Genomic DNA, 20,572 nt, shown 5'->3' on the forward strand with positions numbered 1-20,572 from the left:
GCTGGATGATCAGGTAGCCGTTTGTGCCGCCTTGATTGAAGCAAACACCCCCGCCGAACGCGGGGGTGTTTGTTTTTGTGCGGGCTGATCTGAAAACCGGGTTCAGGTGCTTGATGGTATGCATACGGTGTCACTGCTTAGCTGACGACCTCGTCGTGCAGTGCTTCATCTAATACTTCGGCGAGAAAATCGATGAGTACGCGTATCCGCCGGGGCTGGTATTGCCTTGACGGGTAGACCAATTGAATGGCGGGGCCGGGGGCGTCCTGCCCCTGGAGTATCGGTACCAGCAATCCCTGGCGGACTGCCTCGGCTGCGTGAACCGCGGGGAATTGCGCGATCCCCATGCCATGTATGGTTGCGTCTCTCATGGCTTCACCGTTGTTGAAGCTGGCCACGGGGCGACTCGTGTCGATGCTGATCTCTTCGCCGTCCCGTCGATAAAACATGGGTTTGCAGCGGCCCGACGGCAGTACGAAGGCAATCAGGCGGTGCATTGAGAGATCCGATGGTTTGAGCGGAGCGCCGTAACGTTCAAGGCATTGCGGACATAGGTAAGTCCCCAGGCGCAGGCGCCCCAGCGGCTTCACAATGAGATCGGATGCTTCGAGATCGCCAATCCGCAGGGCCAGATCGACCCCCTCGGCCACCAGGTCGATGTGTTGATCATTGGTGCGTACGTCTACGCTGATGCCCGGGTGCTGTGCCAGAAAGCGGGCGAGGTGCGGCATGACAACCGAACGCCCGATGCTGACCGGCATGTCGATACGAACCTGTCCGACGAGTCTTCCTGCGGTATTCAGGCTCTGCATTTCCTCCAGATCGCCCATCCAGCGCGTTGCCCGGGCATAGAGCTGAGAGCCTTCTTCCGTCAGGCTCACGCTACGCGTAGTGCGATAAAACAACCGGGTTCCCAGTCGGGACTCCAGCTCGCGTATCGCTTTAGAGATGGCCGAGTTTGCCAGCCCAAGCGACTCTGCGGCGCGGGTAAAGCTCAGCGTTTCTGCGACCCGGATGAACTCCTCAAGGCCGGCCACCTTTTGTGTCAGGCGCACATTATTCTCCCGGGGGAAAAAGTCTATTCTTTCTCTTTGGATTTATTGACCTGGGAAATCATAACAAACTGCGGCTTCCACACACTAGCAATGAGGTTCCCCGATGAAAGCAATGCTTGCGCTTGAACAAGGTGGCCCGGACGTACTGACGCTCAGCGAGTTGCCTATCCCTGTGCCTGGCCCTGGGCAACTGCGGGTCCGGGTTATGGCGACCGGCATCAATCCGATTGATATCAAGGTGCGCAAGGTCCGTCTGCCGATGACGCCGACGCATTTTCCGGCCCTGCTGCAAACTGATTTTGCGGGCACGGTCGATGCTCTTGGCGCGGGCGTAGCGGATTTTCTGGTCGGCGATGAAGTGTTCGGCTTTTCGGGCGGTTTCCGCGGGCCGCAATCCGATGTGCCCGGCGCACTGGCCGAGTACACGCTGGTAGACGCCGCACTGGTAGCGAGAAAGCCGGCCCGGCTGAGCTTTCGTGAGGCGGCAGCGTTGCCTTTGGTGGCAGTGACTGCCTGGAAGGCACTCTTCGAAAAAACGCGGGTGCAGCCGACCAGCAAGGTCCTGATCATCGGGGCGGCTGGCGGTGTAGGTAGCATCGCGGTGCAACTGGCGAGCGCGGCAGGCGCGTACGTCGTCGCGATAACCCGCTCGGCCGAGAGTGCCGCGTACGCCCAGCAGTGCGGTGCCAACGCCTGCGTCGATCTGACGCAGACAAGCCCGCAGGCGCTCATGGATGCGCATACCGGGGGGCAAGGGTTTGATGTCATTTTTGACACCGTAGGCGGTGCTTCGCTCGATGCCGCGTTCCAGATGATCAAGCCGGCAGGGGATGTTGTCACCATCGTCGGTGCCGCCACGCACAATCTTGCACCGCTCTATCTGCGCGGCGCCAATCTACACACGGTGCTGGTCTTGATTCCGATCATGTTCGGTCATGACAAGGCCGGGCAGGGCAAAATCCTTACCTCGATTGCCCAGCTAGCAGATGCAGGTCGCGTCCGCCCACGACTGGATACAGCGCGCTTTACGCTTGAACGCGCAGCAGAGGCGCATGCCCGATTTGAAAGTGGCAAAGCGCAGGGGAAAGTTGTGGTCGATGTTTCGCTGCAGAACGGAAGTTGATCATTACGCGTTTGAAGACGGTCAGATGGCACTGGCCAGGCATGCACCGGATGGGCGCACGCCGATCCGGCGTTCTGGGCATGTTCATTACAACATTGAACGAGGTGAGGAAGGTTCAATTGCCTAAGCTGGTGGTCCCCAGGCCAAAGTCCCAGGTCCGGTTGATTTCCACCTGGTCGTACTTGTTGCGCATGCCGGGCGGGAAGGGTGCAAACGGCGCGCTGGATTGCACGATACGCTTGGCGGCGTCGTCGAGCTTCGGATCGCCACTGCTATGGCGGACCGAGATGCCGGCCAAGGTGCCGTCGCCATTGATGGCGATGGTCAGCGTGACCGGACGGTAGAACCGGTCCGGCGAGAGGCGCGGTTTGTTGGTGGCGCCGATGCGGTCGAGCTTGATGCCCCAGCTTTCGGCATAGAAACGCAGCTCTGGCTCGGCCGCAGCAGCGGCTTGCGAGAAAGTGGCCGTTCGGCCGCGTGACGGTGCCGGTGTCTTGTCGGACATCAACCCGGCCTGCCGTGCGTTCTGTAGTGCGCGCTCCGCCAGCGATAAGCCCGCGGGCGGCGAGAGAGGGATGGTGATGCCAGCCCCGGATGCCGTACCGGACCCACCGGTGCCGGTACCGCCCTGGCCGGTGCTGCCGGTACCCGTGCCGGCGGCTGCGGCGCTGGCCGCGGCATTGGCGGCAGCCTCGGCCGCCTTGCGGGCCTGGTCGGCCCGGGCCAGCTCGTCGGCACGTTTCCGGGCGGCCGCTTCGCTGGCCTGCCGCGCCTGTTCGGCGCGGGCGACTTCCTCGGCCCGTTGTCGTTCGGCGGCAGCTTGCTGTTCGGCCTGGCGGCGTTGCTGTTCCGCCCTGGCGGTGTCTTCCGCCACTTTCCTGGCGGCGGCCTCGGCCAGTTGCCGGGCTTGTTCGGCCTTGGCCAGTGCCTCGGCCTTCTGTTTTTCTGCGGCGAGCTGCTTTTCTTGCGCCAACTGCTTCTCGGCCGCGAGTTGCTTCTCTGCCGCCAACTGCTTCTCCAGCGCGATCTGCTTGTCGGCGGCAAGCTGGGCTTCGGCAGCGCGGCGTACCTGTTCGGCGCGGGCCGTGTCTTCGGCCTGCTTGCGGGCGGCAGCTTCCGCAGCCGCCAGCCTGGCCAGCTCCTGCCGAGCCAGCTCGTCGGCCTTCTGCTTGTCTGCTGCCTGTTGCTCGGCCACCTTGCGGGCCTGCTCCTGGCGGGCGCTGTCTTCAGCCTGCTTCTTGGCCAGGGCCACGGCGGCCTGCCGGGTCTGTTCCGCCTTGGCTGCTTCCTCTGCTTGTTTGAGTGGCGCGGCCTCGGCGGCCAGCCTGGCCTGCTCGGCCTGTTCTGCAGCCCGGGCGGCTTCCTGCGCGTGTTGCAGGTCGACCTTCTCGACCGGCGGGGTGTTGTTCATGCTGTCCGGCACGCCGAGCGAGGGCTGTGCATCGGCAACGGTCTGCTCGTCCTTGGGTACGGCGATATTGGTGCGGCCAAGCTGGGCATCGGCCAGCTCGTCCGGTGCCTTGTCGTGGTGTTCGGCATCGGCCGTCGCCCATTGGCCCTGCTTGGCGGTCAGCACCGGCTTGCGGGTACGGGTGCGGCCGGCCTTGCGTTCGAAGGTCGCGTCGGACGCCGGCTTGTCGGCCACCGCCTTCTGGTCGGGCATATGCAACAGGGTGACAGTCAGCTCGCCGCTCGGTAGCGGCGTGGCCAGGGCCTCGAGCACCGGCGCGTCGGTAGAGGTATCGGGTGCTGGTGGGGGCGGGGTGGGGAGCGGTTCGGGCGGCGTGGGGACATCGTTGATGACGATGCTCAGCGGCTCCGGCAGGGGCAGCGCGGGCGCGGTACCGCCACCAGGCGCGCCAAAGCGCAGGGCGATCACCAGGCCGTGCAGCAGCAGGCTGGCCAGGATGGCCCAGTGCAGGGGCTCGGCAAATCGGCGGCGCGGGGCATCGTCCAGCATGGCGTTACGATGGAACGTGGAGAGCTCGTCGCCATGATCGCCGGGCGTCGATACGATTGCTATGCCTTCCTTCAAAACCACATTCCCCATGTCTGCTCAGGCCGAACTATGCGGGCTCCCTGCGCCGCAGTCCATGATTTGCGCTCCGGCCGGGCAGGAGGCGTTTCTTTCTTGCCGCACCCGCCGCAGGGCGGCTGGCTCGGCAGCGGGTGGCGGTGGATGGTAGGATGCGCGCCCCATGCGTATTCAAGATTTCCACCAGTCCCTGGCCCAACTGGGCGCCAAGCCTTGCCATATCGGCCGGGTGAGCCGCGCCTGGCTGCAAGGCAAGCCGCTGGATACCGGCACCAAGTACCGCAAGACCGAGGACTACCTGCCCTTGTCGGTGCGCGAAGGGCTGCCGGCCCTGGCACAACAGATCGACGGCCTGGTGCGTTTGAAGTCCGAACACCCGGCGGCCGATGGATCGGCCCGCCTGCTGGTCGAGCTGGCAGATGGCCAGATGGTGGAAAGCGTACTGCTGCCGCGTGACGGTTTGTGTGTGTCCACCCAGGTGGGCTGCGCGGTGGGCTGCGTGTTCTGCCAGACCGGCAAGAGCGGCCTCCTGCGGCAGGTTGGCAGCGCCGAGATCGTCGCCCAGGTCGCACTGGCCCGGCGCTACCGGGCGGTCAAGAAAGTGGTGTTCATGGGCATGGGCGAGCCGGCCCATAACCTCGACAACGTGCTGGAAGCCATCGACCTGCTGGGCCTCGAGGGCAATATCGGCCACAAGAATCTGGTGTTCTCGACCGTGGGCGACATGCGGGTGTTCGAGCGCCTGCCACAGCAACGGGTCAAGCCCGCGCTGGCCTTGTCGCTGCACACCAGCCGGGCGGATCTGCGCCAGCAGCTCTTGCCACGTGCACCAAGAATCGACCCGGTCGACCTGATGGAACTGGGCGAGGAATACGCCCGCCGCGTCGGCTACCCCATCCAGTACCAGTGGACCCTGCTGCGCGATATCAACGACAGCCAGGAAGAAATGGACGCCATCCTGCGGCTGTTCAAAGGCAAGTTCGCGGTACTGAACCTGATCCCCTACAACAGCCTGGAATCGGACGAATTCCAGCGGCCCGATGCCGAGCGCATCCATTACATGACCCGCTATCTGCATGACCGTGGCGTGCTGACCAAGGTGCGTAATTCCGCTGGTCAGGATATCGACGGTGGCTGCGGCCAGTTGCGGGCAAGGGCGGTGCAGGTGGTCGATGCCTCGCGCTTGCGGCGGACGCCGCGCTAACACGCTAGTGCGTGGTCAGGCCATGCACGACAGATAGCCCCGCTGCCTCGGCGGCCTGCAGTACCTGCAGGTGGGCATTCAGGTAGCGCAATACATAGGGCAGGCTGGCGCCATGGTCCTCGGCCGGTGGGCTGGCAAGGACCGGTTGCTGTAGCGCCTGCAGGATGTCGTCTTCGTGCCAGTGCCTTTCTTCCATCGCGACAAAGAAATCAGTTGGTTCTTTGGCAATGCCTCGCAGCGCGGCAGCCAGGGCTGTTGCCGCCTTCCCGGCCTGTACCGTATCCAGCACCGCGCCAAACTGGCGCAGGTAAGCCAGCGCGTCCCCTTGTACGTAGTCGGCAAACCCGCCCAACAGGCGGATCAGGTCCGGTGTGCGGGATGAACTCGCCACGCAGTACGGGCGGTCGTCGGCAAAGAGCGGGGCGATGTCGTCGATTGATCCTGCCTGCGGCGGGGTGAGCGAGGGGTCGATGGCAATGGTCAGTGCCCAGTAGTCGCTAGCCATGATGGTGTGCCGTGTGCGGCAGGGAGTTCGTGGTGCCGCATCATCGCCGTTTGCGATCGGGGTGTCGACGTAGCGTCCATCGCTACCGGCGGTACGGCAATATTCACCCTGGCTGCCCACCGTGCGAACGTCGCATGACGCTTAGGTATACTCCGGCCCACAAATAAACAGAATCACTGTGGTGGGAGCGGGATCATGAAATCCAAGACGATAGGCAACTTCAAGCACCTGGCGGATCGCGTCAGCGCGCCGGTGATCGAGGCTGGTGAGATGGCGGTCAACGCACCGCTGAAGGTAGCGACCGAGGTGGTGGGCGAGACGGCCGCGCTCATGAACAAGAGCGGCGAGATCAAGACCGGCTACGGCGTCGCCAGCGGCGTATTCGCGCTGGGCCTGGCCCTGCTGTGCTTTCTGGGCGTACTGGCCTTCCATTTCCCGCAGTACCTGACTACGCCGGAGCTTCGCCACAAGTACGATGTAGGCGTGATCCGCCAGATCATGTTCGCGGCCTTGCTGGTGTCCGGGGTCTGGTCGCTGTGCAATGTGATCCTCAACCGCGCCCGCAATATCAACATGGCTGCCTTTGTGCTGGTGCTGGCCACCATCCTGCTGGGCGGGTCGCGCGTGCCGGTGGGGGACTTCCCGGACAACACGCCTTACCTGGGGCTCGATTGGTTCATCCTCGACCTGCTGGGCTCGACGCTGATCTTCGTGGTGCTGGAGAAGCTGTTCCCGCTCTACAAGGGCCAGACGCTGTTCCGCAAGGCCTGGCAGAACGACCTGATCCACTTCGGCTTCAACCATCTCCTGATCGGTTTCATGCTGCTGGTGGTCAACTTCGCCATCCACAAGGTGTTTGGCTGGATGATCCACAACGAGCTGCAGGCCTTCATCCAGAGCATCTGGTTCGTCCCGCAACTGCTGTTGTGTGTGTTCGTGGCGGACTTTGTCGAGTACTGGACCCACCGCTCGTACCACGAGGTGCCTTTCCTCTGGAAATTCCACTCGGTGCACCATAGTTCCGAGGTCATGGACTGGCTGGCCGGTTCGCGCCTGCATTTCATGGAGATCATCGTGACCCGCGTGCTGATCCTGGGTGCGCTGTACGTGATGGGCTTCGAGAAGGCGGTGCTGGACGCGTACATCATCGTCGTGGGCTTCCAGGCGGTGTTCAACCACGCCAACGTGCACCTGAACTGGGGCCCGATCCGCTACATCTTCGTCACGCCGGATTTCCACCACTGGCATCACTCCTCGGACGATGAAGCCATCGACCGTAACTACGCGGCGCATTTCTCCTTCATCGACTACCTGTTCGGTACCGCGGTCGATTCGGAAAAGCAGTTCCCGGAGAAATACGGCGTAGTGGGCAACTACGTGCCGCAGGGCTTCATCAAGCAGCAGCTGTTTCCGTTCAAGGTGTGAGCGAAAAGTGACTGATCACATCTGATCGGGCGCTTACCAAGGGGGGGAGTTTGCCGGCAGGGCCGGTGGACTCCCCCCTTTTTTGCTGCGCATTGCGGTCTCCTGAAAAACGCGCCAAGTCCTTCATGCAGCGTTAAGTCTTGCCCTTCAGCATGGCATCGTCGTGTAGGAGAAACAGACGATGCAACCGTTGAAATATCGCTCGCATGCCAAGTCAGCCGAGCTCAAGTTCGGGGTCGAGCCGGCGGGTACGGATGACATCCTGCCCTTTGTCGAGACCCGCTACCGCACTGTCCATGCCGCTCAGTCGATTCGGCTGCTGCCGGCGCAGTTCACAGTCCGTGATGCGAACGATCATCTGCTCGCGACGGCCGGCTTCCAGTGTGCCGGGGGCACGGCATTGTTCCTGGAGCACTATCTGGATCTACCAGTCGAGCAATCGGTGGCAGACAGCCTGCGCCGGCCCGTGGCACGGGATGAGATTGTAGAGATTGGCAATCTGGCAGCTGTCGGAGGGCATACCCATACCCTGATACTCGCCATGATGCGCTACCTCGCCACCAGCAATTGTCGCTATGTGGTGTTCACACTGACCTCGCCGGTACGGGCAACCTTCCGTCGCATGGGTCTGCCGCTCACGGCCCTGACCGCCGCAACGCCGGATCGAGTGCCTCAGCCCGAAGTATGGGGCGCCTATTACGCCAAGCACCCCTTGGTCATGGTGGGGGAAATCGCTGCGGGTTTTGCTGCGTTGGCATCCCTGCCCAATCTGGAAGGCGATACCAGCATGCCATCAACCCTGGAAAGTTCGCCATGCAAACCATCCTGAACGCACTGTTTCGACATGCAGCGACCGACGCCGGTGCGCCGGCCCTGATCAGCAAGGGCGTGGAGATCACTGTTGGTGAGCTTGCCGGGCGCGTTGCCGCGCTGGCCAGCTGGTTGACCGCCCAGCAGGTCGTCGCGCCCGTGGCGTGGCTTGCAGACAACGGTCCAGACTGGGTCATCCTCGATCTGGCCCTTGCCAAGGCCGGGATAGCAGGCGTGCCTATCCCCCCGTTTTTCAGCGAGGCGCAGCGGCAGCATGTGCTGGCCAACAGCGGTGCTAGCTGGCTCGTCTCGCCCGATCCGCGTGGTTTGCCCCTCCCCAATACCGGGCTCACCGCCATTCCGTTGCCGGCCAACCCTGCGGCTGCAGCCTTGCCTGAGGACACCATCAAGCTGACCTACACCTCGGGTACCACCGGGGACCCGAAGGGCGTCTGCCTGTCGGCCGCGCAGCTCGATGCGACCGTCGCCGCGCTGGATGAGGCCATAGGCCCGCTCAATGTCGCGCGCCACCTGTGCGTCATGCCGCTCGCGGTCTTGCTGGAGAATCTCGCCGGCATCTATCTGCCGTTGCTGCGAGGTGTACCGGTAGAGCTGCCGACCCTGGCTGAGTTGGGCATGGCGAGCTTTCCGCCGCAAGTACCCCGCTTTATTGCTGCGTTGCAGGCATCGGCTGCCGATAGCGCGATCCTGCTGCCCAGTACCCTGCAGTGGTTGGTTGATGCGACGGCGGCCGGACAACTGACCAAGACCTGGCGCTTTCTGGCAGTGGGGGGCGGACGAACCGGGCGGGCCACGCTGGAGAAGGCCGCAGCATTGAAGTTGCCGGTGTTTGAAGGTTATGGCCTCTCCGAGGCGGGGTCTGTGGTGGCGCTCAACCGGCTGGGTGCGCACCGGCCGGGCAGCGTTGGCAAACCGTTGTCACATGTTCGGGTCGCGATCGCCGCCGATGGGGAGGTCATGGTGGGCGGTAATGCCATGCTTGGCTATCTGGGGCAAGGTGCTGCACCGGCGCAGATTGCCACAGGGGATCTGGGCGAAATCGATGCCGACGGCTACCTGACCATCCTGGGCCGTAAGAAGAACACCATCGTCACCGGCATGGGCCGCAATGTCTCGCCGGAATGGCTGGAGGCCGAGTTCGCCGCTGCGCCGGGGATCGTGCAGGCCTTTGTCTATGGGGATGAGACGCAGGGGTTGCATGGACTGTTCTATAGCCCGGTGCCGGAGGCCGCCAATGTGGTGCTGACGCGCTGCAATGCGCAACTGCCTGGCTACGCAAGGCTGGATGGCTGGTCCCTCTTGGCCACGCCCTTGACGCCCGAAGCCGGCGAGATCACCCCCAACGGCCGCCTCTGTCGTGAGCGCATTCTGGCCAATCGTCGATCCGAATTGCACGGAGAAAACCCATGAACTTCTTTGAACGTTTGCAAACCGAAACGGCTGCCGAGCGGGGTTATCTGCTGTCTGCCCCTGCCATCCTGGATTGCCAGAGGGCGATCGTACCGCGCGAGCGCTATGTCGCATTTCTGACCGAGGCCTACCACCATGTGAAACATACGGTCCCGCTGCTGATGGCCGTGGGTAGCCGGCTCCGCCCTGACCAACGCTGGCTGTTTGATGCCATCGTCGAGTATATCGACGAGGAGAAGGGGCACGACGAATGGATACTGGGCGATATCGCCGCCTGCGGCGTGGATGCCGAAGCAGTCCGGCTTGGACGACCGCATCTGAGCACCGAGCTGATGGTCAGCTATGCCTGGGATAGCGTGAGCCGCATCAATCCGGTCAGCTTCTTTGGCATGGTCTACGTGCTGGAGGGGACCAGTGTGAGTCTCGCGACTCCCATGGCGGGGATCATCCAGCAGACACTCGGGTTGCCACCGCAGGCGTTGACCTATCTCACCTCCCATGGGTCGTTGGACCAAGAGCACATTGGCTTCTTCGAGCGGCTGATGAACCGCCTGGAAGACACCCGTGATCAGGAGGCGGTGCTGCATATGGCACGCACCATGTTCGTCCTGTACGGAAACGTGTTCCGCTCCTTGACCGAACGTGAGCAAGGGGCGACAGCATGAAAATCGCATTGGTAACCGGCGCCAGCGGCGGGATCGGTGCTGCCATTGCGGCGGCCCTGATTAATGAAGGCTGGCAGGTCTGGCTGGTGGCGCGTGATCCCGACAAGCTGGCCCGGCTTGCTGATCGGCTTGGTCCCAATGCGTGCAGTGTACCGATGGATCTGACTGCTCTCGATAGTCCGGCACGGTTGGCCGATGCAATTGCCGCACAGACACTGCCATTGGGGCTGCTGGTAAACGCGGCGGGAGTACAGCATTTTGGTCTCCTGCCCAGCCAGGACAATGCGCAGATCGATGCCATGCTGGACCTTAATCTGGCGTTACCGATGAAGCTGGTCAAAGCCCTGTGGCCGCTGCTGGGGCGTGACAGCGTGGTCGTGAATATCGGTTCGGTCTTCGGAAATATTGGTTTCCCCGGCTTTGCCGCTTACTGCGCCAGCAAGGGAGGCCTGCGTACATTCACCGAGGCGCTTGCCCGCGAGAGCGGCACCCAAGGGCCGCGGGTGGTGCATCTGGCTCCGAGGGCGGTGAATACGCCGCTCAACAGTCCGCGGGTCGCAGCGCTTAACAAGGCTTTGGGCAATCGCGTGGATGAGCCCGCCGATGTCGCCGCCGCCCTGATCAAGCTATTAGCCAAAAAGGGTGTACGGGAAGCTGTCATCGGCTGGCCGGAGAAGCTGTTCTTCCGGCTCAATCAACTGATTCCCGGCGCGGTCGATAGCGCGATCGCCAAACAGTTACCGCTTGTACGTCAGTACGCCAAAGGAGACATGCCATGAGAACCCTTCCTATGCTGCTCGCCAGCTTTCTGTTGTCGACCGTTGCGATGGCTGCCGATCTCACAACGGTGCAGACCCGCTGGGCGGAGGCACAATACAGCCTGAGTGGTGATGCCAAGGAAGCTGCTTTCGCCCAACTGGCCAAGGAGCTTGAGGGGGTGACGGTACAGGATCTGCCTCTGCTGACCTGGAAGGGCATCGTCAATTCCAGCTACGCCGGCGCCAAGGGTGGCCTCGGTGCGCTCAAGTATGCGAAAGAGGCCAAGGTAGCTTTCGAGACCGTGATTGCCCGTGATCCGGCGACGCTTAGCGGATCGTCCCTGACGTCGCTTGGGGTGCTGTATCACAAGGTGCCAGGTTGGCCGATCAGCTTTGGCGACGACGACAAGGCGGCTGATTTGCTCAAGCGGGGGCTCGCGGCCAATCCGGACGGGATAGACAGCAATTATTTCTATGCTGAATTCCTGTTCGACAAGGGTGACAAGGCTGGTGCGCGGCAATACCTGCTCAAGGCCCGTCAGGCGGCGCCCCGCCCTGGTCGCGAGAGCGCGGACAAAGGACGTCAGGGAGAGATTGCGCAACTCATGAGCAAGCTGGAGAAGTAGAGGGCGGGGGCGCGGCCCGGAAGGTAGGCTCGTCTACATATTTGGCAACAACCGCTACACAAATTGCAAACATCTGCATGTTGGAATGACACTTGGCCATCATCATTTGGTGCAGGGCGACCCGGCATGCAGTCTTGCAAGCAGCCCGAGGGGCTGACACTGTTCAACGAGGCGATCGCCTGTCTAGAGCGCGGCGAACTCAACCAGGCGAAGGGCTACCTGCAGCAGTCGTTGCAGCAACTGCCGGGCGTGGCGGAGATCCACGCGAACCTCGCGCTGGTTTTTGAGCAGTTGGGTGAACCTCACGCCGCTGAACGATCCTATCGCCGTGCGCTGGTGCTTGACCCTCGTTTTGCCAGTGCGCATCTCAACTACGGCGCCTTGCTGGCCGATCAGCGCCGCTTTGCCGAGGCCAGACACCACTATGAGCGATCGCTGGCGCTACGGCCGGAGTCTGCGCGCGCCTGGTCCAATATGGGCGTGCTGCTCAGTTGCATGCGGCTGGATGCCGATGCCGAAGCGTGTTTCTCCCGGGCGCTGAAGCTTGATCCCCACTACGCGCTGGCCCGCTACAACTACAGCTACCTCCTCTTGCGACAAGGCCGCTATGCGGAAGGTTGGGGGTATTTCGAGTCGCGCAACTGGTATGCCCAGCTTGCCGATTGGCTGCCTTTCCCGCGCTGGCAGGGTGAATCACTGGCCGACAAATCCTTGCTGCTGGGCTGCGAGGCGGGGCAGGGCGACATGATCCAGTTCTGCCGCTATGCCTCCTTGCTGCGTGCCCGGGGGGTAGCGCGCATCGGTCTCCTGTGCCATCCGGGGCTGGTGCGCTTGCTGGCTAGCTTGCCGGGGCTTGATGAGGTGATCGGGGTGGATCAGCCCTTGCCCTCGTCGGGCTGGGATGCCTGGGTGCCCTTGATGAGCCTGCCGGGCTTGTGCGGTAGCCGGCTCGATACCCTGCCGGCTCCCATTCCCTACTTGTATGCCGATCCCGCAGCGCAGGCAGGCTGGGCCGCGCGCTTGCCGCAGGATGGCCTGCGCGTCGGCGTGGTCTGGCGTGGCAACCCGCGTTTCGAGAACGATGCCGAGCGCTCGCTCCCTGCGCTGGCCGTGCTGGCGCCGCTATGGCGCGTGCCGGGCGTGCATTTCATCAGCCTGCAAAAAGGGCCGGGAGAGGTGGAAGCCAACCCGCCGCCCGCCGGCCAGCCCCTGCTGCACCTGGGGCCGGACCTGCAGGACTTTGCCGATACGGCGGCGGTGATCGCCAACCTGGATCTGGTGATCAGCGTGGATACGGCCGTGGCGCATTTGGCCGGCGCACTGGGCGTGCCGTGCTGGCTGATGCTACCCGAGTACAAGACCGACTGGCGCTGGCTGGATGGCCGCGTCGACAGCCCCTGGTACCCGGGTGTGATGCGCCTGTTCCGGCAAACCCGCGCCGGGGAGTGGGGCGAGGTGGTGGATGCCTTGCAGGCTTCGCTCGCGGTGTTGGCGCGGATGCACCAGCCATAAAAAAACACCGGCGCGAGGCCGGTGTTTATTCTGGTGAGACGTGCCGGGGATCAGGCTAGCAGCACGTTCACGATGGCATTGCCGATACCCATCAGCGCAGCGCCGGAGATCAGGCCCGCACAGATCGGCTCGCAGCCTTCCACCCACAGGTCATGACCCTTGGTGCCACGGGTGGTGTGCTTGCGGCCCATCCACCAGAAGACCATCGCGCCCAGCCACATGGCGAAGCACGACTCGGGCGGCAACACCACGCCGAGGCCGATCGACACGGACGACAGCGGGAAGCGGCCCTTGGTGGTGATGCGGGCAATTTCGATCGCGATGGCGGCCAGGATGGCGAAGGTACCGGCGACGATGGCCGAGGTCGGCAGGCTGCTGACGCCCTTGGCAATGATCTCGGCAACGCCCTTCCACTGGATGGCAGCCGGCATGGCGAACTGGTCGGACACCATGTTGGCGGCCGAGCGCACGCCATTGGCGTCCGGTTGCAGGAACAGCAGGAAGAACAGTGGGACGCAGGCCATGACGCCGGCGAAGATGCCGATCACGTGGCCGATGGCCTGGTGGCGCGGCTTGCCGCCCAGCATGTAGCCCGGCTTGATGTCGGACAGCAGGTTGGCGGCGTTGGCGGCGATCTCGGCGGTCATGCCGGCAGGCAGCAGGTTGCTGGCCGGGTTGCTGCGATCCAGCGCACCCATGGTGAACTGGGTGATCTTGCTCAGGGAGCCAGTCGGCGTCCAGGAGGTCAGTGCCATGGAGTTGGTACAGATGACCGTCAGCACGAAGATCAACGGCAGCGAGGCGAAGGCCAGCAGCCAGGGCACGCCGAAGAACTGGTGGGTCACGGTAGCGCCGATCACGCTGAACACCGGCACGCCCCAGTAGGACACCCACAGCGGCACTTCGATACCGGCCAGGATATCCGGGCCGTTGTTCTCTTTGCTGTCGTTACCATTCTTGCGACGCAGCGACTTGAAGGCGCTGGTGAAGAGTTCAGGCTTGGCTGCGAGGCTGACCAGCGAACCGGCCACCATCATCGCCACACCCCACCACATGGACCACTGGTTGACGATCTCGGCGCGCGAGATGGCGACCACGGCGCCACTCGGGGCGATCCGTTCGACGATGTCGCCGCGCTGGATCATGATCGGGGCCAGGATCACGAAGTTGATAAAGGCGCCCAGCAGCACGCTGGTGGCAACACGGATGCCCATCAGGCCACCAACGCCGAACATGGCGGCATCGACGGTGAAGCGCAGGCCAAGCTGACGGAAATCGGTACCGAGGATCTTGGGAATCCACCAGTCGAGCTTGGCAGCGGCGGTGTAATAGTAGGTATCGATGCGTTCGTTGAAGTGCCAGGGTTCGGTCATGCCGGCCCATTGGTCCATGCGCAGGATCTTGAACTGCAGCAGCTTCATCCAGCCATCGCTGACGATGGCCTGGTAGACGGCGGTCACACCGGCGGTGATGGCCAGGAGGCGCGCCTTGAACATGCCTTCGTTACCCTCGCCGTGGTACAGCGAATCCAGCACCACGCCACAGGCGCGGCCTTCGGGGAAGGGGAGCTGTTCTTCGTTGATGAAGCGGCGCTTCATGGGGAAGGCCACCAGCACGCCCAGGATGGAGATGACGGCCATCCAGATCATCATCTGCCACCAGGGGACGATGCGATCGGTGATCATCATGTAGGCCGCGAGACTGGAGGTCAGCGGCGTGATCACATAGCCGGCCGCCGTGGCGATCGACTGGGTACAGTTGTTCTCGAGGATGCTGAAGTCGCTGGCAACACCGGAGCGGCTCAGGATGCGGAACAGGGCGAAGGCCAGGATGACTGAAGTCAGGCCGACGCCGATGCTGATGCCGGTCTTGGCGGCAATATAGAGCGAGGTGGCGGCAAGGACGCCGCCAAGCAGGAAGCCGGTCAGGCCGGAGCGCAACGTGAGCTGCCGCATATTGGCGCGGTAGACGCTCTTGAACCACCACTCGTCTTTCTGTGCGCGCGTCCAGGTGCGTGTCTGCTCTTCGGTGAGTTGTTGTAGTGCCATGATTCTTCTACAGGAGTGAGTTGAACAAGGTAGCTGCGTTTGGGGCTGGGTAAACCCGACGCAATCACCACCCAGAACAGGTAAAACTGGCCACTGATGTCCTGGTAGGACAGACCATATGTCGTAGCGGCCGCAAGGCTACTACAGAACGCACTGCAACATTTTTTTAATCCATATGTCGGACAGATCGGCTTTTACCCATATGGCATATGGGTTTGGCTGCCATGAGGGGAGGGCGCGCCGCGGCTTGGCTGCACGCAGTGTGTAATCGTGCCGGGGCGCTTACGGAGCTTTCCTGATATATTCCCGCGCCTTGCAAGTTACTGATTCATTGATACAACATGTCTTACTTCCAACGCCTGCAGCAATGGCTGGCCCGTCTGCTGGGCAAAAAACAAAGCACCGCCGCGACCCCGTTGCAAACCGCCGAAAAGCGCAAACGTCGGCGTAGCCGCGGCCGTGGCAAGCAGGGTGATGGCACCCAGGCCGAGGCCGTCCGTGCCAAACCCAAGCCACGTCCTGTCCTGCTGACCAAATCCGATATCCAGGCCCTGCCGGATTTCCCCGGGCTGACGCTGGATTCCATCTCGGTGGTCGAGTCGCCGGAAGCCATCGCCGCCGCCTGCCTCGCATTGACCCAGGCCGGCCTGGTGGGCTTCGATACCGAATCCAAGCCGACCTTCAACAAGGGCGAGGCCGCGCAGGGGCCGCATCTGATCCAGTTGAGCACCGCCACCCAGGGCTACCTGTTCCCGGTGCGCGACAATCGTCTGCCGGCGCCGCTGCGCGAGCTGCTGGAGTCCCCCAAGGTCCGCAAGATCGGCTTCGACCTGCGGTCCGACATCGCCATGCTGGGCACCAACGTCGGCGTACATTGCCAAGGCGTGGATGATCTGGTGTCGCGCTTCCGCAAGCAGGGCTACAGCAACACGGTGGGTGCGGTGCAGGCCGTGGCGCTGCTGTTCCGTCAGCATTATCGCAAGTCCAAGAGCGCCAAGATGTCCAACTGGGCGGCACCGCGCCTGAGCGAGAGCCAGCAGCGCTACGCAGCCAACGACGCTTACGTGGCACTGCGGGTCTACGATGCCCTTAAGCAGCATGGTTAGGCGGCAAAGCCGCACGGCATAGGGTTTGCTTTCCTCCAGACGCGCATCGCACGCCAGGAGGAAACCATGAGCAATACCATCAATAGTCTGTTGGCGGGTCTGACCGTGACCACGCCCAGCCAAACCAGTACGGTCCGTAACCAGCGGACCGACTTCGCCACCCAGCTGGGTGGCGCCATCAGCAGCCAGACCACGCGTTTGACCGCCGTCTCGACCAGCATGGGCGGCAGCGGGCAGGAGCTGGCCATGGCCTTGCGTCCCGCGCTGCGGGCGGCCGGTATCACCGTTCCCCCCGCACTACGCTTTGAACTCAAGGACGGCGACGTTGCCCTGCCGGGCGACCCGCGTGAAGCGGCGGTACGCGCCATGCTGGCCGGCAACCCCAGCCTGCAGAGCCAGGTGGTCGGTGTCGTAGGGCAAGCCAAGACCCAGCGCGAAGCGGCACTGGGTGCGGCGGCGAACGATTTCCTGAAGAACGCCAAGAACCCGCGCCGGGCCCAGGCGGTGCTGGACCGCTATCAGCAACTGAACCCCACACCGGCAATCTCTGCCACCTTTGATGGCGTGACGGTCGGCGTGCAGGAAAAAAGCGGCAATGATTGGCGCCCAATCAAGACGCAGAAGGAGTTCGCCTGGGACCTGGCCGTTGCCTATCAGGAATACGCGGTGGATGAACAGGCCCTGTTCGACAGCCTGATGGCGGCAGTCAGCAGCAAGAAGGATGGCAGCAAGAGCAGCCAGACCAGCGAGACCAAGGACGACAAGTCCGACAGCCGCGACACGCTCAAGCCGGTGGATGCCGGCACCGGCGCCGCGCCGGGTTCGACCCCAGGCTTGTTCGGCTAGCCGGCCAGCAGGCGTTCGTAGAGCGCCAGGTCGGCCGCTGAAAAGCAGCAGAAGAAGACGGTCTCCAGGCTGGCGGCTGGGTGGGCAAGCACCGTCGCAATGGCGGTGCGGGCCGCCTGTTCGGCTGGGTAACCGTAGATGCCGGTGCTGATGCAGGGGAAGGCGATCTGCCGGCAAGCCTGGCGCTCTGCCAGCGCCAGCGATTCACGATAGCAACTGGCCAACAGGGCGGGTTCCCCATGCTCGCCGTCCTGCCATACCGGTCCCACCGTATGGATGATGTATCTGGCCGGCAGGCGAAAACCTTCGGTCAGCTTGGCCTGGCCGGTCTTGCAGCCACCCAGCAGCCGGCAGGCGTGGACCAAGTCGGGCCCGGCAGCACGGTGAATGGCGCCGTCCACGCCTCCACCTCCCAGCAGCGAGCTATTGGCGGCGTTGACGATGGCGTCGACCGCCAGTTGGGTGATATCGGCGCGCAGGGCTTGCAACTGGACGGGCATGGTCAGAAAGGCCGGTGGCAGGGGCCACCAGTCTATTCCTTCACGATCTGGAACACATCCCGCAGGTAGTTGAGGAAGGTCTCGTCCTCGCACATGCCCTTGCCGCGGCTGTCGCTGACCTTGGCGACCGGCTGGCCATTGCAGCGCACCAGCTTCATGACAATCTGCAGCGGCTCCTGCCCGCAGTCATTGCTGAGATTGGTGCCGATGCCAAAACCGGTCTTGGCCCGGTCGCCAAAGTGCCGGTACAGCGCGAACGAACGTTCCAGGTCCAGGCCATCGCTGAACACCAGTTGTTTGGTGATCGCATCGATGCGCAGCGTCTGGTAATGCGCCAGCGCCTTCTCGCCCCACACGTACGGGTCGCCAGAGTCGTGGCGCAGACCATCGAACAGCTTGCAGAAGTAGAGATCGAAATCACGCAGGAAGGCATCCATGCCTACCACGTCGGTCAGGGCGATGCCGAGGTCGCCGCGGTATTCGCGTACCCAGTGCTCCAGCGCATTGCGCTGGAAATCGCGCAGGCGCGAGCCGAAGGACTGGAAGGCCTGCAGGTACTCATGCGCCATGGTCCCGATCGGGGTCAACTGGTAGCGCATGGCGAGCCAGACATTGCTGGTGCCGCGCAGAAAAGGCGTGGCATCGCGTGCCAGGGTGGCCACGACATGCTCGTGCCAGGCGCGGGAGTAGCGGCGGCGGGTGCCGAAGTCGAAAAAGATGAAGTCGGTCTTGCGGGCCGGTTCCCGGGCGAACTCGCCGAGCTGGGCGAGCTTGCCTTTCAGGCGTACATCCCCCTCGACCCAGGCGGGTGCCGAGGGGAACTGCCGGAAGTACGCCTCGTTCACGATGGCGAGGACATAGATCTCGAACAGCATGCAATGCAGCATCGGCCCCTGCACGCGGATTTCCAGTTGCTCCGGTGCATCGGCGGGGACGCTTACGCGGATAAAGCGCCGCTGCAACTGGAACAGGCGCAGGAAGTCGACGAAGTCGGATTTGATGAAGCGCAGGCCGGCGAGGTAGGCCAGCTCGGCTTCGGCAAAGCGCAGGCTGCACAGGTGATCGAGCTGGCGGTCTATCTCCACCTGCAGCGCCGCCAGCGGCAAGGCCGGTCGGTTGCGGCAGCGGAAAGCATACTCGGCCTGGGTTTCGGGCTGATGGTGCAGGATCTCCTGCATCATCGTGAATTTATAGAGGTCGTTGTCGAGCAGCGAGACGATGATGGGTTCGAACGGGGTCATGCGGGTTCCTGTCGGTCTCAAGCCAGTTTGGCCAGTGCACGGCTGCTGGCGAGACGCATGCCGCGAGCGGTGAGTTCCTGGACGAAGGCCTGTCCCTGCGCCTCGAAGCCGGGTACCGGGCTGCTGCAATCGTCGATCAGGACCAGCTTGTTGGCCGACCCCCAATGCTCGGCCAGGTCACGCACCGTGCTGGCAACGCAGTGCGACAGCGCCTGCCCCGCGATCAAGACCGTATCGGCCTTGGCCAGGCGGGCCAGCAGAGCCTGGTTGGGCAGGGTGCCTGCGTCGGCCGGGTCCGGGACCTCGGCCTGTATGGCGGAATAGTGCTCGGTGCCAGGGTTGCTGCCCTTGGTCACGTAGTTGACAGTCCTGAGCTCCCGCCGCCCCCACTGCGCCAGTGTGTCAAACAGACGCGGCTGCACCGCATGCCCCCAACTGCCGATCAGGCAATGCTCGGGCCAGATCACCAGCTGATAACGCCCGCGTGCGGCCAGCGCCTCGACATAGGCTTGGCTATGTCGCTGCCGGGCTGGATCGCGTGCCTGCCATTTGCCTGACTGCACGTCCGCCAGGCTGATCAGGGTGAACGGTGTGGGTGAGGTGCCGTTGGCATCCCGCCACCAGGCTGGGTGGGCGATATGCAGCGGATGGTGAGAGTCCAGTGTGACGTGGATGTCGTCGAGCTGGCCGCCAAGGCGATCAAGCAGCCCGGAGAGGCGGTCCAGGTCGCCGCTGGCGCCCTGGACCGGCAGGCTCGCGCCGTCGATATCGCAAAAATCGTTCTGGGGATCAATGATCAGTAGCTGCGTGCTGCCGAGTGTCTGCACGGATAGGTCCTGGATGAGGTGGCAAGGAAGGAGCGGGGCAGGTCCTTGCAGCCCGGATCATGGAGTTGAGGCCGGATACCGACAAATCAAGGGGGAGGCAGCTTCCAGTCGTAACTGAGAAAACCCGCCATCACCTGCTGGAACTCCCCGCTGGCCTGTGTCTCCGCGAGCAGGCGGCTGAAGATGGCATCCGCCTCCATGCCGCGTTGCGATTGCTGCACCACGCCATGGGCCAGAAAGCGGCGGTAGAAGACCTGGGCGACGTCGAGCTTTTCCTTGATCACCAGGCTGTTGATTTCCTTCGCCGCGAACACCAGCCCGTCCACCCGGCCGGCGGCCACCTTGCGCACGCTGCAGGGCATGCAACTGGACGGGCGGGTAGGGAAGGGGAACATGCCCACATGCGCCTGGTCGGTCTCGATCTGCAGTTGGTCGGCCTGGTTCAGGTTGGGTACGGGGCGGCCGCGCTTGTAGTAGAGCACAAAGGGCACATCCCCGAAGGGCATCTGGGTCAAGGTCAGCCCAGGCAGCTTCATCGGGACGTCGGGGTTGGCGATGAAAGGCAGGTGCAGGTCACAGCGGCCGCGTTCCACATAGGCCAGGGAGCGGGCAAACGGGCTGATCAGCAACTCGATCTTGCCTTCGGGGTAGTGGCGGCGGAACAGTTTGACCAGTTCCACCATTGGCCCCGTACCGTCGGTCTGGGCGAGGGTAGGTAATTCGGCCAGCGAGATACAGAAATCCTTGCCGACTGCCGATATAGGGGCAATACCCAGCAACAGGGCCAGCGACAGGGCAGTCAGGGTAGGAAGAGGCGTCATGGCAGCAAAGAAAGAACGACCCATTCTTTGTAGA

19 protein-coding genes are annotated in these 20,572 nt (G+C 63.3%); 11 read left to right on the plus strand and 8 right to left on the minus strand.

Annotated features, from left to right (window positions below; all coding sequences use genetic code 11):
- Positions 1-137: 137 nt before the first annotated feature.
- Positions 138-1,055, minus strand: coding sequence for a LysR family transcriptional regulator (locus ACYVHK_RS02515; protein WP_460527261.1), 918 nt, complete (start codon positions 1,053-1,055; stop codon positions 138-140).
- 103 nt (positions 1,056-1,158) lie between these two features.
- Between ACYVHK_RS02515 and ACYVHK_RS02520 the strand changes: the two genes are divergently transcribed.
- Positions 1,159-2,178 (plus strand): zinc-dependent alcohol dehydrogenase family protein, encoded by a 1,020-nt coding sequence (locus ACYVHK_RS02520; RefSeq protein WP_460527263.1) that lies wholly within the window; start codon positions 1,159-1,161, stop codon positions 2,176-2,178.
- Between the two features lie 115 nt (positions 2,179-2,293).
- Here ACYVHK_RS02520 and ACYVHK_RS02525 read toward each other — a convergent pair whose 3' ends face one another.
- A complete protein-coding gene (locus ACYVHK_RS02525) occupies positions 2,294-4,213 on the minus strand; it encodes an energy transducer TonB family protein (protein ID WP_460527265.1) in 1,920 nt (639 codons plus the stop codon).
- A gap of 163 nt (positions 4,214-4,376) precedes the next feature.
- Here ACYVHK_RS02525 and ACYVHK_RS02530 point away from each other — a divergent pair, with 163 nt between their 5' ends.
- Positions 4,377-5,417 (plus strand): RlmN family RNA methyltransferase, encoded by a 1,041-nt coding sequence (locus ACYVHK_RS02530; RefSeq protein WP_460527267.1) that lies wholly within the window; start codon positions 4,377-4,379, stop codon positions 5,415-5,417.
- Between the two features lie 4 nt (positions 5,418-5,421).
- Here ACYVHK_RS02530 and ACYVHK_RS02535 read toward each other — a convergent pair whose 3' ends face one another.
- Positions 5,422-5,922, minus strand: a complete 501-nt coding sequence (locus ACYVHK_RS02535) for a hypothetical protein (RefSeq protein ID WP_460527269.1) — start codon at positions 5,920-5,922, stop codon at positions 5,422-5,424.
- 195 nt (positions 5,923-6,117) lie between these two features.
- On the opposite strand from ACYVHK_RS02535, the gene ACYVHK_RS02540 reads away from it, so the two are divergent.
- The 7 genes from ACYVHK_RS02540 to ACYVHK_RS02570 all read left to right on the plus strand — a co-directional run bounded on the left by ACYVHK_RS02540 (position 6,118) and on the right by ACYVHK_RS02570 (position 13,149).
- Positions 6,118-7,347 (plus strand): sterol desaturase family protein, encoded by a 1,230-nt coding sequence (locus ACYVHK_RS02540; RefSeq protein WP_460527271.1) that lies wholly within the window; start codon positions 6,118-6,120, stop codon positions 7,345-7,347.
- A 181-nt stretch (positions 7,348-7,528) separates the two neighbouring features.
- On the plus strand, positions 7,529-8,176 hold the full coding sequence (locus tag ACYVHK_RS02545; protein WP_460527273.1) for a thermostable hemolysin: 648 nt from the start codon (positions 7,529-7,531) through the stop codon (positions 8,174-8,176).
- The gene (locus ACYVHK_RS02550; protein WP_460527275.1) at positions 8,161-9,588 is read left to right on the plus strand and encodes an acyl-CoA synthetase family protein; all 1,428 of its coding nucleotides are present in this window, start codon (positions 8,161-8,163) and stop codon (positions 9,586-9,588) included. The genes ACYVHK_RS02545 and ACYVHK_RS02550 overlap by 16 nt, the downstream gene beginning before the upstream one ends.
- Positions 9,585-10,253 carry a TenA family transcriptional regulator gene (locus tag ACYVHK_RS02555; RefSeq protein WP_460527277.1) on the plus strand — a complete coding sequence of 223 codons (669 nt, stop codon included), beginning with the start codon at positions 9,585-9,587 and terminating at the stop codon, positions 10,251-10,253. Before ACYVHK_RS02550 ends, ACYVHK_RS02555 begins: the two co-directional genes overlap by 4 nt.
- Positions 10,250-11,032, plus strand: a complete 783-nt coding sequence (locus ACYVHK_RS02560) for an SDR family oxidoreductase (RefSeq protein ID WP_460527279.1) — start codon at positions 10,250-10,252, stop codon at positions 11,030-11,032. The genes ACYVHK_RS02555 and ACYVHK_RS02560 overlap by 4 nt, the downstream gene beginning before the upstream one ends.
- Positions 11,029-11,637, plus strand: a complete 609-nt coding sequence (locus tag ACYVHK_RS02565) for a tetratricopeptide repeat protein (protein ID WP_460527281.1) — start codon at positions 11,029-11,031, stop codon at positions 11,635-11,637. Before ACYVHK_RS02560 ends, ACYVHK_RS02565 begins: the two co-directional genes overlap by 4 nt.
- Before the next feature lie 126 nt (positions 11,638-11,763).
- Positions 11,764-13,149 (plus strand): tetratricopeptide repeat protein, encoded by a 1,386-nt coding sequence (locus ACYVHK_RS02570; protein ID WP_460527283.1) that lies wholly within the window; start codon positions 11,764-11,766, stop codon positions 13,147-13,149.
- A 50-nt stretch (positions 13,150-13,199) separates the two neighbouring features.
- Here the strand turns inward: ACYVHK_RS02570 and ACYVHK_RS02575 are convergent, their stop codons facing one another.
- Positions 13,200-15,197, minus strand: a complete 1,998-nt coding sequence (locus ACYVHK_RS02575) for an OPT family oligopeptide transporter (protein ID WP_460527285.1) — start codon at positions 15,195-15,197, stop codon at positions 13,200-13,202.
- A gap of 341 nt (positions 15,198-15,538) precedes the next feature.
- Here ACYVHK_RS02575 and ACYVHK_RS02580 point away from each other — a divergent pair, with 341 nt between their 5' ends.
- Complete coding sequence (locus ACYVHK_RS02580) at positions 15,539-16,303, plus strand: 3'-5' exonuclease (protein ID WP_460527287.1); 765 nt, start codon at positions 15,539-15,541, stop codon at positions 16,301-16,303.
- A 66-nt stretch (positions 16,304-16,369) separates the two neighbouring features.
- On the plus strand, positions 16,370-17,149 hold the full coding sequence (locus tag ACYVHK_RS02585) for a hypothetical protein (RefSeq protein WP_460527289.1): 780 nt from the start codon (positions 16,370-16,372) through the stop codon (positions 17,147-17,149).
- Here ACYVHK_RS02585 and ACYVHK_RS02590 read toward each other — a convergent pair.
- From ACYVHK_RS02590 to ACYVHK_RS02605, 4 genes are all read right to left on the minus strand, one after another.
- Positions 17,146-17,649 (minus strand): macro domain-containing protein, encoded by a 504-nt coding sequence (locus ACYVHK_RS02590; RefSeq protein WP_460527291.1) that lies wholly within the window; start codon positions 17,647-17,649, stop codon positions 17,146-17,148. The genes ACYVHK_RS02585 and ACYVHK_RS02590 overlap by 4 nt on opposite strands.
- A 32-nt stretch (positions 17,650-17,681) precedes the next feature.
- Positions 17,682-18,890 carry a nicotinate phosphoribosyltransferase gene (pncB, locus tag ACYVHK_RS02595; RefSeq protein ID WP_460527293.1) on the minus strand — a complete coding sequence of 403 codons (1,209 nt, stop codon included), beginning with the start codon at positions 18,888-18,890 and terminating at the stop codon, positions 17,682-17,684.
- Positions 18,891-18,907: 17 nt separating this feature from the next.
- Positions 18,908-19,717, minus strand: coding sequence for a cysteine hydrolase family protein (locus ACYVHK_RS02600; protein ID WP_460527295.1), 810 nt, complete (start codon positions 19,715-19,717; stop codon positions 18,908-18,910).
- Between the two features lie 86 nt (positions 19,718-19,803).
- Positions 19,804-20,562 carry a hypothetical protein gene (locus ACYVHK_RS02605; protein ID WP_460527297.1) on the minus strand — a complete coding sequence of 253 codons (759 nt, stop codon included), beginning with the start codon at positions 20,560-20,562 and terminating at the stop codon, positions 19,804-19,806.
- Positions 20,563-20,572: the final 10 nt, after the last annotated feature.

This window comes from Chitinimonas naiadis (genome assembly GCF_054780835.1).

What these genes read in the sequence shown, in the direction of transcription:
- ACYVHK_RS02585 (WP_460527289.1), top strand. Translation starts at nt 16,370, where the DNA reads ATGAGCAATACCATCAATAGTCTGTTGGCGGGTCTGACCGTGACCACG.
- ACYVHK_RS02580 (WP_460527287.1), top strand. Translation starts at nt 15,539, where the DNA reads ATGTCTTACTTCCAACGCCTGCAGCAATGGCTGGCCCGTCTGCTGGGC.
- ACYVHK_RS02545 (WP_460527273.1), top strand. Translation starts at nt 7,529, where the DNA reads ATGCAACCGTTGAAATATCGCTCGCATGCCAAGTCAGCCGAGCTCAAG.
- ACYVHK_RS02605 (WP_460527297.1), bottom strand. Translation starts at nt 20,562, where the DNA reads ATGGGTCGTTCTTTCTTTGCTGCCATGACGCCTCTTCCTACCCTGACT.
- ACYVHK_RS02535 (WP_460527269.1), bottom strand. Translation starts at nt 5,922, where the DNA reads ATGGCTAGCGACTACTGGGCACTGACCATTGCCATCGACCCCTCGCTC.
- ACYVHK_RS02520 (WP_460527263.1), top strand. Translation starts at nt 1,159, where the DNA reads ATGAAAGCAATGCTTGCGCTTGAACAAGGTGGCCCGGACGTACTGACG.
- ACYVHK_RS02565 (WP_460527281.1), top strand. Translation starts at nt 11,029, where the DNA reads ATGAGAACCCTTCCTATGCTGCTCGCCAGCTTTCTGTTGTCGACCGTT.
- ACYVHK_RS02555 (WP_460527277.1), top strand. Translation starts at nt 9,585, where the DNA reads ATGAACTTCTTTGAACGTTTGCAAACCGAAACGGCTGCCGAGCGGGGT.
- ACYVHK_RS02575 (WP_460527285.1), bottom strand. Translation starts at nt 15,197, where the DNA reads ATGGCACTACAACAACTCACCGAAGAGCAGACACGCACCTGGACGCGC.
- ACYVHK_RS02530 (WP_460527267.1), top strand. Translation starts at nt 4,377, where the DNA reads ATGCGTATTCAAGATTTCCACCAGTCCCTGGCCCAACTGGGCGCCAAG.
- ACYVHK_RS02560 (WP_460527279.1), top strand. Translation starts at nt 10,250, where the DNA reads ATGAAAATCGCATTGGTAACCGGCGCCAGCGGCGGGATCGGTGCTGCC.
- pncB (WP_460527293.1), bottom strand. Translation starts at nt 18,890, where the DNA reads ATGACCCCGTTCGAACCCATCATCGTCTCGCTGCTCGACAACGACCTC.
- ACYVHK_RS02570 (WP_460527283.1), top strand. Translation starts at nt 11,764, where the DNA reads ATGCAGTCTTGCAAGCAGCCCGAGGGGCTGACACTGTTCAACGAGGCG.
- ACYVHK_RS02590 (WP_460527291.1), bottom strand. Translation starts at nt 17,649, where the DNA reads ATGCCCGTCCAGTTGCAAGCCCTGCGCGCCGATATCACCCAACTGGCG.
- ACYVHK_RS02540 (WP_460527271.1), top strand. Translation starts at nt 6,118, where the DNA reads ATGAAATCCAAGACGATAGGCAACTTCAAGCACCTGGCGGATCGCGTC.
- ACYVHK_RS02550 (WP_460527275.1), top strand. Translation starts at nt 8,161, where the DNA reads ATGCAAACCATCCTGAACGCACTGTTTCGACATGCAGCGACCGACGCC.